The sequence below is a fragment of the Streptomyces neyagawaensis genome, from assembly GCF_023516595.1.
GTDB lineage: Bacteria > Actinomycetota > Actinomycetes > Streptomycetales > Streptomycetaceae > Streptomyces > Streptomyces neyagawaensis.
Map to the genome: position 1 here is coordinate 351587 of NZ_JAMGBG010000005.1, position 15822 is coordinate 367408.

Annotated in this window: 14 protein-coding genes; 10 read left to right on the plus strand and 4 right to left on the minus strand. The window is 70.9% G+C overall.

Going from position 1 to position 15822, the window contains the following annotated elements; all coding sequences use genetic code 11:
- Positions 1-54: 54 nt before the first annotated feature.
- Genes M8J73_RS03930 through M8J73_RS03955 form a run of 6 tightly spaced genes read left to right on the plus strand, consistent with a single transcriptional unit; the run spans position 55 to position 8120 of the window.
- Positions 55-642, plus strand: coding sequence for a putative antibiotic biosynthesis monooxygenase (locus M8J73_RS03930; RefSeq protein ID WP_372503890.1), 588 nt, complete (start codon positions 55-57; stop codon positions 640-642).
- Positions 643-673: 31 nt separating this feature from the next.
- Entirely contained in the window at positions 674-2857 is a 2184-nt protein-coding gene (gene pabB / locus M8J73_RS03935; RefSeq protein ID WP_249828230.1) for an aminodeoxychorismate synthase component I, read from the plus strand.
- A complete protein-coding gene (locus M8J73_RS03940; RefSeq protein ID WP_249828231.1) occupies positions 2854-4461 on the plus strand; it encodes a benzoate-CoA ligase family protein in 1608 nt (535 codons plus the stop codon). Before pabB ends, M8J73_RS03940 begins: the two co-directional genes overlap by 4 nt.
- Positions 4462-4509: 48 nt before the next feature.
- The gene (locus M8J73_RS03945) at positions 4510-6099 is read left to right on the plus strand and encodes a class I adenylate-forming enzyme family protein (RefSeq protein ID WP_055542055.1); all 1590 of its coding nucleotides are present in this window, start codon (positions 4510-4512) and stop codon (positions 6097-6099) included.
- Positions 6096-7277: an FAD-dependent monooxygenase gene (locus M8J73_RS03950; protein ID WP_055542056.1), complete on the plus strand. Its 1182-nt coding sequence runs from the start codon at positions 6096-6098 to the stop codon at positions 7275-7277. The genes M8J73_RS03945 and M8J73_RS03950 overlap by 4 nt, the downstream gene beginning before the upstream one ends.
- A gap of 48 nt (positions 7278-7325) precedes the next feature.
- A complete protein-coding gene (locus M8J73_RS03955; RefSeq protein ID WP_055542057.1) occupies positions 7326-8120 on the plus strand; it encodes an aminotransferase class IV in 795 nt (264 codons plus the stop codon).
- A gap of 78 nt (positions 8121-8198) precedes the next feature.
- Here M8J73_RS03955 and M8J73_RS03960 read toward each other — a convergent pair whose 3' ends face one another.
- Positions 8199-8699, minus strand: coding sequence for a carboxymuconolactone decarboxylase family protein (locus M8J73_RS03960; protein ID WP_055542058.1), 501 nt, complete (start codon positions 8697-8699; stop codon positions 8199-8201).
- Positions 8700-8833: 134 nt separating this feature from the next.
- On the opposite strand from M8J73_RS03960, the gene M8J73_RS03965 reads away from it, so the two are divergent.
- Entirely contained in the window at positions 8834-9529 is a 696-nt protein-coding gene (locus M8J73_RS03965; RefSeq protein WP_055542059.1) for a L,D-transpeptidase family protein, read from the plus strand.
- A 38-nt stretch (positions 9530-9567) separates the two neighbouring features.
- Here the strand turns inward: M8J73_RS03965 and M8J73_RS03970 are convergent, their stop codons facing one another.
- The gene (locus M8J73_RS03970) at positions 9568-10770 is read right to left on the minus strand and encodes a Gfo/Idh/MocA family protein (RefSeq protein WP_055542060.1); all 1203 of its coding nucleotides are present in this window, start codon (positions 10768-10770) and stop codon (positions 9568-9570) included.
- Positions 10771-10993: 223 nt separating this feature from the next.
- Between M8J73_RS03970 and M8J73_RS03975 the strand changes: the two genes are divergently transcribed.
- Both M8J73_RS03975 and M8J73_RS03980 read left to right on the plus strand, forming a co-directional pair.
- A complete protein-coding gene (locus tag M8J73_RS03975; RefSeq protein WP_055542061.1) occupies positions 10994-12184 on the plus strand; it encodes an ROK family transcriptional regulator in 1191 nt (396 codons plus the stop codon).
- A 60-nt stretch (positions 12185-12244) separates the two neighbouring features.
- On the plus strand, positions 12245-12415 hold the full coding sequence (locus tag M8J73_RS03980) for a hypothetical protein (RefSeq protein WP_169797929.1): 171 nt from the start codon (positions 12245-12247) through the stop codon (positions 12413-12415).
- A gap of 43 nt (positions 12416-12458) precedes the next feature.
- Here the strand turns inward: M8J73_RS03980 and M8J73_RS03985 are convergent, their stop codons facing one another.
- Together M8J73_RS03985 and M8J73_RS03990 are read right to left on the minus strand one after the other, a co-directional pair.
- Entirely contained in the window at positions 12459-13832 is a 1374-nt protein-coding gene (locus tag M8J73_RS03985) for a S1 family peptidase (RefSeq protein WP_055542062.1), read from the minus strand.
- A 227-nt stretch (positions 13833-14059) separates the two neighbouring features.
- Positions 14060-14902 (minus strand): SAM-dependent methyltransferase, encoded by an 843-nt coding sequence (locus tag M8J73_RS03990; RefSeq protein WP_055542063.1) that lies wholly within the window; start codon positions 14900-14902, stop codon positions 14060-14062.
- 262 nt (positions 14903-15164) lie between these two features.
- On the opposite strand from M8J73_RS03990, the gene M8J73_RS03995 reads away from it, so the two are divergent.
- Positions 15165-15800, plus strand: a complete 636-nt coding sequence (locus M8J73_RS03995; RefSeq protein WP_055542064.1) for an HAD family acid phosphatase — start codon at positions 15165-15167, stop codon at positions 15798-15800.
- Positions 15801-15822 lie beyond the last annotated feature (22 nt).

Sequence of the window (15822 nt, forward strand, 5' to 3'; positions counted from 1 at the left end):
AAAAAGTTCTTTGAAGATTTGAACGGGACGTCAGTTCTTCCCGTACTCGACGGTGTGAGCAGGAATCCCGTTACCGTCACCATCGCGTATCACGTGGTGTCGGGGCGTGAGGCCGACTTCCACTCGTGGGGGTGGGCCGCGCTGCGTACGAGTGCGCGGCAGCCGGGCTTTCTGGGGGGCGGCGTACTGGTCGACGGAGAGGCGGAGTGGCATGTGGTCTACCGCTTCGACAGTGAGGATTCGGCCCGGTCCTGGGAGAACTCCCTGGTCAGGGCCGAGTGGGCGGCACGTGCCGAGGGGCTGGCCCGGGAGACCGGGCGCCGTAGCGTGACGGGCTCCAAGGCCTGGTTCGACTCCCAGGCCACCCGGGAACCGGCGCCGGCCGCTCCGCGTCCGCCCCCGAAATGGAAACTCTGGCTGGTGAATATGAGCGCGGTCTTCCCGCCCGTTCTCCTGTTCAACCTGCTGGTACTTCCTTATCTCGCCGATCTCAATCCACTTTTCCGCACACTTCTGCTGTGTCTGTCCGTGACGGCCATCGTCACCTGGATTCTCATGCCGAGACTTCAGCGATTCCTCAAAAAATGGCTGTACCCGCCGCTGCAGGCGCTGCGCGGCCGGCACAAACGTCGGACCGCCTAGGTCCGGGAACGATCAGAGGGGGGTGGGCAGGTTGAAAACCTTGCTCATCGACAATTACGACTCGTACACGTACAACCTGTTCCAGCTGATCGCCGAGGTCAACGGCGAGGATCCGGTGGTCGTGCTGAACGACGCCTCGCCGGACGGCATTCCGGAACTGCGGGAATTCGACAACGTCGTGGTGTCGCCCGGGCCGGGCCACCCCTCGGAACCGCGCGACTTCGGTATCGCCGCGCAGGTCATCGCCGAGGCCGCGATCCCCGTGCTGGGTGTCTGCCTGGGCCACCAGGGCATCGCGGTGGGGGAGCGGGCCGACGTCGAGCCCGCCCCGTGGCCCCGCCACGGACATCTCTCCACGGTCCGGCACGACGGCCGTGACCTGTTCCGCGGGCTGCCGCAGAACTTCACCGTCGTCCGCTACCACTCGCTGTCCGTGCGCGAGCCGCTGCCGCCGAGCCTGGAGGCCACCGCCTGGTCCGAGGACGGTGTCCTCATGGGGCTGCGCCACCGTGAACGGCCCCTGTGGGGAGTCCAGTTCCACCCCGAGTCCGTCCTCACCGACCACGGCCACCGCCTGCTGGTCAACTTCCGGGACCTCACGGAGGAACGAGCCGGTGGCCCCCGTACGAGAAGCTCCCGCAGCGCTCCGCCCGACCCGCATGGGGGCGCCCCGGTCCCCGCACCGGCCCGCGCGGGGACCACCGCCGTCACCCCCCTCTCCGGCGCGATCCCCCGCCCCCGGCGCGCCCCCGGGCCCGCGTACCGGTTGCACACCCGCCGTATCGCCGTCGCCGTCGACGCCGAGGCCGCCTTCACCCGGATGCACGCCGACGCGCCGCGCGCCTTCTGGCTGGACAGTTCCCGCGTCGAGGAGGGCCTGTCCCGGTTCTCGTTCTTCGGCGACGGCACCGGCCCCCTCGCCGAGTTCGTCCGCTACGACGTCGACAGCGGCGTCTGCGAGATCGAGCGGGAGGGACGGCCCACCCGCCGGGTCCGCGCGAGCGTCTACGACTATCTGAAGCGGCAGCTGGCCAGCCGCAAGGTCGACGCGAGCGGCCTCCCCTTCGACCTCACCGGCGGCTACGTCGGCTACTTCGGCTACGAACTGAAGGCCGACAGCGGCTCCCCGAACAGCCACACCGCCGACACCCCCGACGCCTGCTGGCTGTTCGCGGACCGGCTGATCGCCGTCGACCACCAGGAGGGCCACACCTACGCCGTCTGCCTCGCCGAGGACACCCCGGCCGCCGCCCGCGAGGCCGGCGAATGGCTCGACACGGCGCTCGCCCAGCTGACCTTCATCGCCACGAACCCCACCCTGCCGCTGCGGTCGTCCGCGCCCTACCCGCGCGCCGCCGAACCCTGGCTGGTGCGCGACCGCGCCACCTACCTCGCCGACATCGACGCCTGCAAGGCCGAACTCCACGCCGGCACCAGCTACGAGGTCTGCCTCACCAACGCGGCCCGTTTACCCGCCCCGTACGACCCCTACGACTTCTACCGGGCGCTGCGCCGCGTCAACCCCGCCCCGTACGCGGCCTTCCTCAGGTTCGGTGACCTCGACATCGCGGGCTCCTCACCCGAACGCTTCCTGCGGATCACCCGCGACGGCCTCGCCGAGGCCAAACCCATCAAGGGCACCGCCCCGAGAGGCACCACACCGGAGGAGGACGACCGGCTGCGGGACGAACTCGCCGCGGACGCCAAGACCCGCGCCGAGAACCTGATGATCGTCGACCTGCTCCGCAACGACCTCGGCCGGGTCTCGCGGACCGGCACCGTACGCGTCTCCCGCCTCATGGCCACCGAGACGTACGCCACCGTGCACCAGCTCGTCTCCACCGTCGAGGGACGGCTGCGCGAGGGCACCGACGCCGTGGACTGCGTCCGGGCCTGCTTCCCGGGCGGCTCCATGACGGGGGCGCCCAAGCTGCGCACCATGGAGATCATCGACTCCCTGGAGACCGAGGCGAGGGGCGTCTACTCGGGCGCCCTCGGCTACCTCGGCTGTGGTGGCGGCGCCGACCTCAACATCGTCATCCGCACCGCCGTGTTCCGGGGCGGACGCATGCACCTGGGCGCCGGCGGCGCCATCGTCCTCGACTCCGACCCGGCCGCCGAGTACGACGAGATGCTCCTGAAGACCGCGGCACTCATGCGGGCCCACCGCGAACACGCCTCCGCACCGGCCGTCAGCGAGGAGAGCACCCGATGACGACGACACCGCACCCCACGCTGATCGAGGCCGTCGCGGCCATCCCCGCCCAGCGGAGCGCCTCCGGGCCCCGGCCGGCCGACGCGGACGCCCCCGGCAACCTCGCCGCGCACCTGGCGGCCCTCGCCGAGCGCCGCGGCTGGACCGACCGCCCCGCCTTCCACCAGGGCCACCGCGCCCACACCCACGGCGCCGTCCACGACCTCGCGGCCCGCACGGCCACCGTGCTGCACGACCACGGAGTACGCCCCGGAGACCGGGTCCTGCTGGCCCTGCCCGACTCCGTCACCTGGGTCACCACCTTCCTCGCACTCGCCCGACTGGGCGCGGTCGCGGTGCTGGTCAACCCCGAACTCCCGCCGCCCGACCTACAGTTCATGGCGGACGACACCGAGGCCGTGCTGTGGGTGACGGGACCCGGCCTGGACCGGAGCCTCCCGGCCGGCGCGACCACGCCCGGCGCGGCCCCCCGAGCGCCGCGCCTCGGCTTCGACCAGCTGACCGCGCTGACCGCGACGGCACGGCCCCTGCGGACGGCGCACCCGGTGGACGCCCACACCCCGCTGTACATCCAGTACACCTCCGGCACCACGGGCCGCCCCAAGGGCGTCGTCCACGTCCACGGCGACCCGAGGACCTACCACGACCTCATCGGCCGCCGGGTTCTGCGCATCACCCCCGACGACGTCGCCCTCTCCGTCTCCCGGCTCTACTTCGCCTACGGCTTCGGCAACGCCTTCGTCTTCCCCCTCTTCTCCGGCTCCAGCGCGGTCCTCACCGACCGCCGCCCCACCCCCGCGACCGTGGACGACCTGGTCGCCCGCCACCGCGTGACCCTGCTGTACTCGGTGCCGTCCGCGTACGCCGCCCTCGTCACCGACCTGGCCGACGGGCACGAGGGCTGCTTCGCCTCGGTACGCGCGGCGATCTCCGCCGGCGAGGGCATGCCCGCCGGCATCGGGAAGCGGGTCACCCACCTGCTGGGCGCCCCCGTCCTGGAGCAGATCGGCTCCACGGAGGCCGGCCATGCCTTCTGCGCCAACGGCTTCGACCACAACCACCCCGGCACGGTCGGCCGCCCCGTCCCCGGCTTCGAGATCGAACTGCGCGACCGCGCGGGCAACCCCGTGCCCGACGGCGAGACCGGCGAACTCTGGGTGCGCGGGCCGACGGTGACGCCCGGCTACCTCAACCGGCCCGAGGAGACCGAACGGGCCCTGGTCGGCGGCTGGCTGGGCACCCGGGACCGGGCCCGCCGCGAACCCGACGGCACCTATCGGCACCTGGGCCGCGCCGACGACATGGAGATGGTCGGCGGCATCACCGTCTCCCCGCTGGAGGTGGAGGCCCTGCTGCGCACCCACCCCGGCGTGCGGGACGTCGCCGTCGTGGCCGTCACCGACGAACGCGGCGTCAGCCGACTGCGGGCCTTCGTCGTTCCCGTCCCGCCCATCGGGGTGGGCCTGGAGGCCGAACTCATCTGCAAGGCCCGCGACAACCTCGCCGCCTTCAAGGTCCCCCGCAGCGTGAGCTTCGTGCCCACCCTGCCCCGCACGGCGACCGGAAAGCTCCGCAGGCACCTCGTCCGCCAAGGGGCGTGGTGATCCATGGCCGTCACGTCCGCCACCGCCCCCGCAGAAAGGTTGGGCACCATGCGACATCAGCAGCAGGCCGGGCCGAGCGCGCCGCCCGTGTTGGCCGGACGCGGCTTCTACCTGGGCTCGATGCTCCGGGAGGCCGCCGACCGCCACGGGCAGGTCTTCGTCACCCTCGACCGGCCCCTCGACGTCGCCCCCGCCGCTGGGACCGACCTCACGTACGCCACCCTCGCCGACCTGGTCGACGCACTCTCCGGCCGCCTCTGGGAAGCGGGCGTGCGCCCCTCCGAGGAGGTCGCCGTCCACAAGACGGACAACGTCGACATCGTCCTGCTGACCTGCGCGATCTCCCGTATCGGCGCCGTACCCGTCCTGCTGTCGCCCGGTCTCGCGGGCCCCGTCGTCGGACAGCTCCTCGAACGCCTCCACCAGCCCTGGCTGATCACCGACCGCGCAAAGCTCGACGGCCCGCTAGGGGACATCGACCTCACCGGCGCCGTCCGGCGCACCCTCTCCGTCGACGACGCCCCAGGGGCGGAACCGCTGGAGAAGTACGCGGGCGCGGCGACGCCCACCGCCGTACGCCTCCACCCCCGCGAACCCTCCCTGATCACCCACAGCTCCGGCACGACCGGCGTCCCCAAGCTCGCCGTGCACTGCCCGAACACCATGTGGAACCGACTCGTCCCGCAGAAGGCCATGGGCTGGCCCACCCGGGGCGAGACCGCCGCCCTGCACATGTCGTTCGTGCACTCGCGCTTCTACCATCTGCTCGGCGTCCTGTTGCACTTCGGCAGCCCGCTGGTCCTCATCCTCGACCCGGAACCGGCGAACGTGGGCCCGCTTCTCGCCCGGCACCGTCCCGGCATCGTCGAGACCCACCCCAACACCTTCGTCCTGTGGGAGGAACTGGCCGACGCACCCGGCGCCCCGCTGTCCCGCGTCCGCTCCTACGGCTCCACCTTCGACGCCATCCACCCACGGACCGTGCGCAGGCTGCTGGACGCCTCCCACCGGCGCTCGCCCTGGCTGATCCAGCTGTACGGGCAGAGCGAGACCGGCCCGGTCGCCTTCCAGTGGTTCACCCGTCGCAGCGCCGCCCGCGCGGACGGCCGCCGGGTCGGCATCGGCATCCCCGGCTTCACCCGCGTCCGCGTCGCCGACGAGAGGGGCCGCCGGGTCGCCCCCGGCACCCCCGGCCGCATCGAGGCCCGCACCCGCGGCCGCATCCTCACCTACCTCGGCGCCCGTGAACGCTATCTGCGCCAACTCGACGGCGACTGGTGGCAGATGGGCGACATGGGCTACCAGAGCCGCTGGGGCGCCCTCCACCTCATCGACCGCGAGATCGACCAGATCGACTCCGTCCACAGCAACCTGGAGGTCGAGGACACCCTGATGTCCCGCCTGGAGGAGCTGCGCGAGGTCGTCATCGTCCCCGGCGCCGACCGCGAACCCGTCCCCGTGGTCTGCGTACGCGGTGAACGCCCCCTGGACCCGCGACGCTGGCAGGAGGCCACCGCGGACCTGCCGGCCATGGCAGAACCGAGGCAGTGGCGGTTCGAGGACCTGCCCATGACCTCCACCTGGAAGGTCAAGCGGGTCGAGATCACCCGCATGCTCACCGAGGGCGCCCGCACATGACGACCCCGGCACTCGTCGTGGGCGCCGGCCCGGTCGGCCTCGCCGCCGCCCTCGCCCTGCGCGCCCACGGCCTCCCCGTCGTCCTGCTCGAAGCCGACCCCGAGGGCCGCGAACGGCCGGGCAGCCGCGCCCTGTTCGTCCACCGCGAGACCCTGGACCTCCTGGAGGGCATGCGCCCCGGACTCGCGACGACGATCGCCGGGTACGGGCAGACCTGGCACACCAAGCGCACCCTCTACCGGGGCCGCGAGGTCTACGCGCGCACCTTCCCGCCGCCCACCGGCACCCCGCCCTTCACCAGCCTCCGCCAGGTCGACACCGAGCGCTTCCTGCTCGCCGCCTGCGAGGACGCCGGAGTGGAGTTCGTGTGGGACGCGCGGATCACCGGAGTGCACACCGACCCCGCCGGGACGCGGCTCACCGACGCCGACGGCCGCACCTGGGAGGGCACCCACGCGGTCGCCGCCGACGGCGCCCGCTCCGCCGTACGCCGCGAACTGGGCATCCCCCTGGAGGGCACCCACGGCGAGGGCTTCCACGTCGTCGTCGACGTCGCCGACATCCCCGGAGCCGAACTGCCCCTGGAACGGGTCTTCCACTACGAGCACCCGGCGCTCGGCCACCGCAGCGTCATGCGCGTGCCGTTCACCGGCGGCTTCCAACTCGACCTGCAGTGCCGGGACGACGACACGACCGAGGAGTACGGCACCGAGGACGCCGTGCGCCGCTGGCTGCCCGAGGTCGTCGGCGACGGCTACCGCGACCGCGTCCTGTGTGTCTCCACCTACCGCTTCCTGCGCAAGGTCGCCGCCGTCTTCACCGACCCGCACCGCCGGGTGCTGCTCGCCGGTGAGGCCGCCCACCTCTTCCCGCCGTTCGGGGCGCGCGGCATGAACAGCGGGATCGCCGACGCGGCGGCCGCCGCCCGGGCGATCGCCGACGGCACGCCCGAGGCCGTCGCCGGCTTCGCCGAGGTCCGGCGCGCCGCGGGCCTCTTCAACAGCGCCGCCGCGGGCACCGCCCTGGACCATCTACGGCCGCGGCGCCGTATCGTCCGCGTCAAGCAGCGCGCGGCGGCGGCCCTCGCCCCCGTCGTCCCCCGATGCGGCGCCTGGCTGGAACACGCGCCGTACGGCCCCCGGCACCTCGCCCCGGCCGTCGCGGGCCGCAAGTACTGACGGGCCCTCACGTACGGAACCGGGATCGAACGAACACAGGAGCACTGAGTGACACAACCGGCCATCGCGGAAGGTCTGTCGACCTGGTCCCCCGAACACGGCCTGACCCCCGGTCAGGCCCAGGGCGGACGCCTGCTCGTCGCGGACTCATGGTTGGTGCGCGACGGGCGGGTGCGCGGTTTCGACCGGCACCGGGAGCGGTTCCTGCGGTCCTGCGGCGAGTGCGGGGCACCACCGCTCGGCCGGGTGGTCGACTTCTGGACGGACATGACGGCCGCGCTGCCCCGTACGGGGGAGTGGTTCCCCCGGGTGGAACTCGCCTCCGGATCACTGGAGTTGCGTCTGCTGCTGCGGCCTGCCCCGCCCCTCGGTGCCGAGGTGCGGGTGTGGGCGGCCGGGCAGCCCGACCCGCGCACCGTGCCCCGCCGCAAGGGACCCGACCTGGACGCCCTGGCCCGGGTGCGCGGCCGGGCCTCCGGCGCGCAGGCCGACGAGGCCGTACTGATCGCCCCGTCCGGACTGGTCCTGGAGGCCGCCAACTCCAGCCTGTTGTGGTGGGAGGACGACACGCTCTGTCTGCCGCCGCCCCGGCTGCCCGTCCTGCCCGGGGTGACCACGGCGCTCGTCCTGGAGCGGGCGGCCCGCACCGGGGTCCGGGTCGCCCACCGCGAGCGCTCCCTGGCCGACCTCGACGGCCGCGAGGTGTGGCTCGTCAACGCACTGCACGGGATCCGCCCCGTCGCCGCCTGGACCGGCAGACCCATGACCGCCGGCCGGGCGGTTCGCGCACCACAATGGCGGAAATGGTTGGACGGCATTATGGAGCCGCTTCCCGAAACATAGGAAACAGGGCAGCGAGGACAAGCGCCGGACCGAATGAAAACGGCCCGGCGCATTCCATGCCGCACTACCTGTGAAATTTCACTTCTGTACCGGCTGCTTCTGTACCGGCTGATAGGCGCCGGGGACCATCCGGGTCGCGATCGCTATCCGGTTGTAGGCGTTGATCACGGTGGCCGCCCAGATGAGTGCCGCGAGCTGATCGTCGTCGAACACCTCGGCCGCGGCCGCGTACACATCGTCCGGCACATGTCCCTCGTCCACCGAGGTCACAGCCTCGGTGAGGGCCAGCGCGGCCCGCTCCCGGGCGGTGAAGAAGGGTGTCTCGCGCCAGGCGTTCAGCGCGTAGATCCGCTGCTCGGTCTCGCCCTGGGCACGGGCGTCCTTGGTGTGCATGTCCAGACAGAAGGCACAGCCGTTGATCTGCGAGGCGCGAATGCGGATCAGTTCGAGGATCTCCGGCTCGACCTTCGCGTCCCGCGCCGCAGAAACGGCGGCGGAGTGCAGGGAGCCCATTGCCGCGGACACATCCGGGGTGATTTTCTTGAGGGCCACGCGAGATATGTAATCGCTGTTGCTCATGGGGAGAACTCTATATGCGAATTACTCGCCGTGTAACTGTTTCGTCTCGAAGCGACCCGGACCACAACCGCCGGCCGACGCCGGCTGTCTACCTCCGCAGAACCTACAAAACGCGTGAAAGGGAAAGGCCCGCCATGGGGGACATAGGAAGACGAGGCGCCATCGCACTGACCGTCACCGGACTGCTGGCGCCGCTCACGCTCGCGCTGGGCACGACGCCCGCGCAGGCGGCGAGTTGCACGACATCGGCCGGGCCGTACCAGAAGCAGGTCGAGAAGTTCCTCGGCCGACCGGTCGACGGCAGGCAGTCGGCCGCCGACTGCCGGGCCATCAAGGCGTTCCAGACCAAGCACGGCATCAGCCCGAACATCGGCTACGCGGGCTCCGTCACCTGGGGCGTGATGGATCTGATGAACAAGCAGAAAGCCGTCGGCAAGAACCCGAACAAGGCCGGGAAGTGCCCGGTCAACAAGGGCCGCATCGCGTGCGTCGACCTGACCCTCCAGCTGAGCTGGATCCAGGACGGCAGCAAGCTCGTGTACGGGCCCGTGCCCGTCCGCACCGGCCGCGACGGCTACGAGACCCGCACCGGTCTGAAGAAGATCTACTGGCGGCACATCGACCACGTGTCGTCGATCTACCACGTGCCGATGCCGTACAGCCAGTTCTTCGACGGCGGTCAGGCCTTCCACGCCGTCGGCGTCAGCGTGTGGAACCCGCCGGGCTCCCACGGGTGCGCCAACATGACCACGGCCGACGCCAAGAAGTACTGGGCCCTGCTGAAGAACGGCGACGACGTCTACGTGTACGGCCGCAAGCCGGGCACCTGACACACCGCCAGGAGCCCGGCCTCGGACCGCCGTGCACGTCACGCCTCGGGCGCGTCCCCGAAGTCCGGGATCTCCAACCGCACCCCACCCTGCCGCGCGGACTCGTGCGCGACGATCCCCGGCAGGGTGTAACGGGCCGCCACCCACGCGTTGACCGACGGCAGGGTGCGGGAGTTCACGGCGGTCACGAAGTCGTCCACCAGGAAGTGGTGGCTGCCCTCGTGGCCGTTGTGCAGATGGTCGAAGGCCCGCGGCAGCCGCGACCGGTCGTGCACCGGCGCCGAACCGGAGGTGAACGCGGCCCGCAGATCCGGCGCGATGTGCTGGAGGGACGGATCGTCGGGGGACAGCGTCTGCTTGGGTTCGAGCAGTTCGCTGATGTCCTTCACCCCCTTCTTGTCCTGCCACAGCGCAACCGTGGCGAGCTGCTCCATGCTCGCCTCCGTTCCGAAGAACCGGAAACGGGACTCCCGTATGTGCGAGGGGTAGCCCACCCGCCGGAACTCGTTCGTACGGAACGAGCCGCCGCCCGCCACCTCGAACAGCGCGGTCGCGTTGGAGAAGTCGTTGCCGAACTGGCTGACGTCCTTGTCGAACACCCCGTCCCCGCGCCCGTCGACCACGCCGATCGCGGAGACGCTCACCGCGTGCGTCTGCCAGGCACCGAGCACCCCGCCCACCGAGTGCGTCGGGTACAGCAGCGGGGGATAGCTCGCGGTCCGCTTCCAGTTCTCGCCGCCGCTGTACTGGTACGCCTCGTAGAACCCGAGGTCCATGTCGTGGACGTAGTCGCCCTCGGCGTAGAACAGCCGCCCGAAGGCGCCCTCGGCGATCTGGTTGCGGGCGTGCACGGTCGCCGGGTTGTACTGGCTGGTCTCACCCATCATGTACGTCAGCCCGGTCGCCTTCACCGCGTCGATGATCGCCGCGATCTCCTCCGTGGTGATCGCCATGGGCACCGCGGAGTACACATGCTTGCCGGCGTTCAGGCCCTTGAGGACCAGCGGCCCGTGCGTCCACCGCTGGGTGAAGATCGCCACCGCGTCCACGGCCTTCGACTCCAGCATCGCCTCGTACGAGGGGAAGGTGCCGGCCAGGCCCTGGGCGGCGACCAGGCGCTCGGCCCGCTCGGGCAGCAGGTCGGTGACATACACGTCGCCGACGCCGGGGTGGGCCTGGAACAGTGTGGCGAACTGGCCGGAGAACTGACCGGCGCCCACGATGCCGAGGGAGAACGTCATGGAAGAGATGCCCTTCATGGATGGGTGGGTCACTGCGACCGGCTTGCCGCCCCCGTGAGATGTCCTCCATCGCGGGCGGCCTCAAAGCCCACCACTTACTTTCGTCGCGAAAATATTCACCCGTCAAGGGGTGGGAAGAGACCTTCTGAAAGAGGCGTGAGGCCCGCTAGGATGACGTTGTTGCTTCCGTCGTGAAAAAAACAGGGTGTGGGAGTGTGACCCCATGACCGCTCTCGCCGCCAGTTGGCTGCCCCTCAGCGCCGGAGAACGCGCCGTGGCGATCGAGGTGCTCGTGCACGGCCCGCTCTCACGCACCGATCTCGCCCGGCGGCTCGGCCTGTCCGCGGGGAGCCTCACCCGGCTGACCAAACCGCTGATCGAGTCGGGGCTGCTGGTCGAGACCGCCGAGGGCGCCGCGCTCCCCGAGACCCGGCAGGGGCGCCCCTCCCAGCCGTTGGACATCGTCGCCGAGTCCCGCACCTTCCTCGGCTTCAAGATCACCGACGACATGGTCTACGGCGTGGTCACCACCCTCAGGAGCGACATCGTCGCCCGGTACGACCGCCCGCTCACCTCGCACGAGCCCGAGCGGGTCGCCGATCTGCTCGCCGAGATGGCCGCGGAACTCGCCGGCCGCCACCCCTCCCTCGCGGGCGTCGGCATCGGCGTCGGCGGACTCGTCGAGCACCAGGCCGTGGTCGGCGAGTCACCCTTCCTGCTGTGGCGCGACGTCCCGCTGGCCGGACTCGTCGAGGAGCGCACCGGCCTGCCCGTGGTCGTGGAGAACGACGTGGCCGCGCTCGTCGAGGCCGAGGCCTGGTTCGGCGCCGGCCGCGGCCTCGACCGCTTCGTCGTCCTCACCATCGGCGCGGGCCTCGGCTACGGACTCGTCCTCGGCGGCACACGCGTCCGTGGCGGCGAGGAGGACCGGGGCTTCGGACGCCACTGGATCATCGACCCGGGCGGCCCGCTCACCCCCACCGGCGAACGCGGCAGCGCCGTGGCCATGCTCACCATCCCGGCGATCCGCTACCAGGTCCAGGCGGCGACCGGCCGCGAGGTGACGTACGAGGAGATCCTCGCGGGGGCGGCGGCCGGTGATCCGATGTGCGCCCGCGTCATCGGCGAGGCGGGCCGCGCGCTCGGCACGCTCGTGGCCCAGATCGCCAACTTCGTCATGCCCCAGAAGATCCTGCTCGCCGGGGAAGGGGTCGGGCTGATGGAGGTGGCGGGCCGGGCGGTCGACGACGCCGTCCGCGCCAACCGGCACCCCCTCGCCGCACCGGTCCCCCTGGAGACGAAGGTGTCCGACTTCCACGACTGGGCGCGCGGCGCCGCCGTGCTCGCCATTCAGGTCCTGGTACTCGGGGCCGCCGATTCCTCCACGCAGAGTGATCAGCTTCACGGTCCGTAATGTCCGAACTGGGATCTTTACTCACATCGGCTTCACGTGTGACGACATAGGGTTTACATCATGTCCACTACCCCTGATGTCGTCCTGGAAAGAGCGGAAAGACCGGTACGCACGGCCGCCGAGGTCAACGAGGAGATCCGGGCGCTCTGGTTCCGGAGCGGCGGGACATTGAACACGGAGCAGCGGAGCCAGTACGAGCGCCTCGTCCTCGAGTGGGCCGCGGCCCAGTAGCTCCCCGGCCGCGGCTCCCTCGTGGCTGATCGTGATGGGGCGCTCAGCCCCACGTCTGCGAATACTGGCGGCGGTAGGCCTGCCGGTCCTGTTCCGTACGGATGAAGCGGGTCGCCGCCAGAGCGACCATGCTCCCGGCGACGACCAGAAGCCCCGGACCCACATTGCGCGGGTCGGCGAGTCGGTCGATCAGATTGGACGCGGCACCGGACGCGTCCACCGGCCCCACCGCCCCGGGCTCCACGGCACCCGGCGCGGCGGCCCCCTGCTCCGCGTCGTCGGAGGGCGCGTCGGCACCGGCGGTCGCCTGGGCCTGCGGAACACCCGCCAGCTGGACGTTCAGCTCGTCCAGGGCGTCACTCAGCGGCTGGAAGAAGGTCGTCCCGCCCTGGGTGCAGTCGCCGTTGCCGCCCGAGGTGACGCCGAGGGCCACCCCCTCCGAGAACAGCGGGCCGCCGCTGTCGCCGGGCTCCGCGCACACCGTGGTCTCGATGAGCCCGGAGACCGTGCCCTCCGGATAGTTGACCGTCGCGTCGAGGCCGGTCACCTCACCGTTGCGGAAACCGGTCGTACTGCCGCTGCGGAACACCCGCTGACCGACCGCCGCCTCGCCGATCCCCGTGATGCGCACCCCGCGCCCGTCGCCGACGGCGATTACATTGCTCGCGTTGCTCGGCGCGTCCTTGAGGTACTGCACGAGCGAGAAGTCGGCGCCGGGGAAGTTCGTCTCGACGGTCCGGCCGATCTCCTCCCGGCCCTGGTTGTCGGAGAACCACACCGAGCCCGTCGGACCGCAGTGCCCGGCGGTCAGCATGAAGGCGTTCTCCCCGTCGGTGACGTTGAAGCCGATCGAACAGCGTCCACCCGTACCGAAGATCGGCTGAGCGCCGTTGAGGCGCATCGTGTACGCGCCCTTGGTGCGCTCCATCCGCACCGAGCCGCCGATGTCCTCGGCGAGGTCCGTCAGCCTGGCCCAGTCACCCTTGGAGACCGTGCTGTCGGCGCGCACCACGACCTCGTTGGACGCCGGGTCGATGGCCCAGGAGGTGCCCGGGACACGGGGCGCCGACCGCAGGGCCGCCGTGGCGGACTTCAACTCCTTGCCGCTGTAGCGGACCATCTTGGGGCGGGCGCCGGCCTCCTTCACCTCGGCAGCCGCCTCCTCGTCGGTGACCGCGACGACGGGACGCCCGTCGTCGGCGATCCAGGTGCCCGCCGTACGGGAGGAGCCGAGTCTGCTCACCAGGCCCGTGCCCGTGCCGGAGGCCGCCAGTACCGAACTGCGGGTGGCGGGCGGCGAGGTGGTGGGTTCGGTCGCCATCGCCGCCTGGGTGACCATCAGGCCCCCGCAGAGCAGTCCTCCCACGGCCGCAAGCCGTGCCACTCGCTTCACGACTCGTCGTCGTGCGTGCCTCATTACCTGGCTCCCGAACCCCGTACGACACGGTGTCGACACCGCGAGGGCGTCCGGTCCTTGAGCGCCCTTCCTCTATACGTGCGGTGACGGGCGCGCGTTCACCGGTCGGCCTCGACATACCCCGACGTCCGGTTCATGGCGATCGCCCGGGTGTGGTCCGCCGTACGACTGGAAACGGCCCATGTCGACGCCGGTGACGTCCAGTTGGAGCCGAACCCGGTCGATCGTCAACGCCGCTTGGCCGCCACTCCGCAGTACATGGCCACTTCCTCCGGTTCCCCGGCGTCGTCGCCGGTGCTCTCCGGGCGCCAGCGCGTGCACGACACCACGCCCGGTTCGAGGAGGTCCAGCCCGTCGAAGAAACGGGCGATCGCCGCCGGAGTGCGCTGGGTCAGCCGAGGCGTGCCGTGCACGTTCCACCAGGCCGCCGCCATGTCGACATCCGCCCACCCCGGCCCCGTGATGGTGTGCGACAGCACCAGATGGCTGCCCGCGGGCAGGGCGTCCATCAGCCGGCGCACGATGCCGTACGGGTCCTCGTCGTCGCCGACGAACGCCATCACGTCGAGCAGCAGCAGCGCGACCGGCCGGCTCAGGTCCAGGGTCCGCGCGGTGTGTTCGAGGACCGAGTCGACATTGCGCACGTCCTCGTCGACATGGTCCGTGCGGCCCTCGGGCGAACTGGTCAGCAGGGCGCGGGCGTGCACCAGCACCAGCGGGTCGTTGTCGACGTAGACGACCCGCGCGTCCGGCGCGATCCGCTGGGCGACCTCATGGGTGTTGTCCGCGGTCGGCAGCCCCGCGCCGATGTCCAGGAACTGCCGGATGCCCATGTCGGCGGCCAGATGCCGCACGGCCCGCCCGAGGAAATGCCGGTCCGCGCGGGCGTAGTCGTGGATGCTCGGGTGCATCCGGCTGATCTCGTCACCGGCTTTCCGGTCGACCTCGTAGTAGTCCCTGCCGCCGAGCCAGTAGTTCCAGATCCGCGCCGCGACCGGCCGGGTGGTGACGATACGGCTGTTCAGCGACGAGGAGGGGAAGTCGTCCGAGGCTGCCGGGTTGTCCGTCACGGCATCAGCTCCTGGATCTTCTGTGGCGCAAGCAGAGTCAACGGGCAATGTAGACCCGTTGGTTGGCCTTTGCCGAGTCTTCTGCGATCTTCCCCGCGACCGGATCCCGTGCACGCTCCGAGCCCGCCGATTTTTGATCGTCGCGACCCCTCTACCAATCAGTAACTCTCGGGTAGTCTCCCGGCCACTGATGGGCATGACCATGACGAGTGCGGCGACGGTTCGAACGACCTCGCCGCTTTCACATGCGAAGGGGACGAACATGACAACTAGCGGTGTGGGACGCCGCGTCACGACGGTCGCCGCGGTGGCCGTCCTGGGTCTGGGCGGTTCGCTGACCGCCGCGGTGCCGGCGGCCGCCGCCCCGAGCCGGGCCGCTGTGAGCGCGGCCGCGGCCGCCGAGGTCGACTACGCCACCTGGCAGAAGGACGTGAAGGCCGTCGTCGACACGGCGACGCCCTACGTGCAGCAGCGCACCACCAACACGTCCGGGCGCAAGCTCGCCATCGTCTTCGACATCGACAACACCACGCTGGAGACGCATTACACGCCCTGGTACAAGCTGCCCACCCCGGCGCTGAAGCCCTCTCTCCAGCTGGCCCAGTACGCCAAGTCCCGCGGCGTCGCCGTCTTCTTCGTCACCGCCCGCCCGGGGATCATCGAGAGCATCACCGAGTGGAACCTGAAGTCCGTCGGCTACCCCGTCGACGGCCTCTACGTCCGTGACCTGCCCGATCTGTTCGCCGAGGTCTCCGCCTACAAGACCGCCTCGCGCGCGGACATCGAGTCGGACGGCTACACGATCATCGCCAACGTCGGCAACAACACCACCGACCTCGTCGGCGGCCACGCCGAGCGCACCTTCAAGCTCCCGGACTACAACGGCCTGCTCGACTGACGCCGCCCGTCCTCGAGAGCCG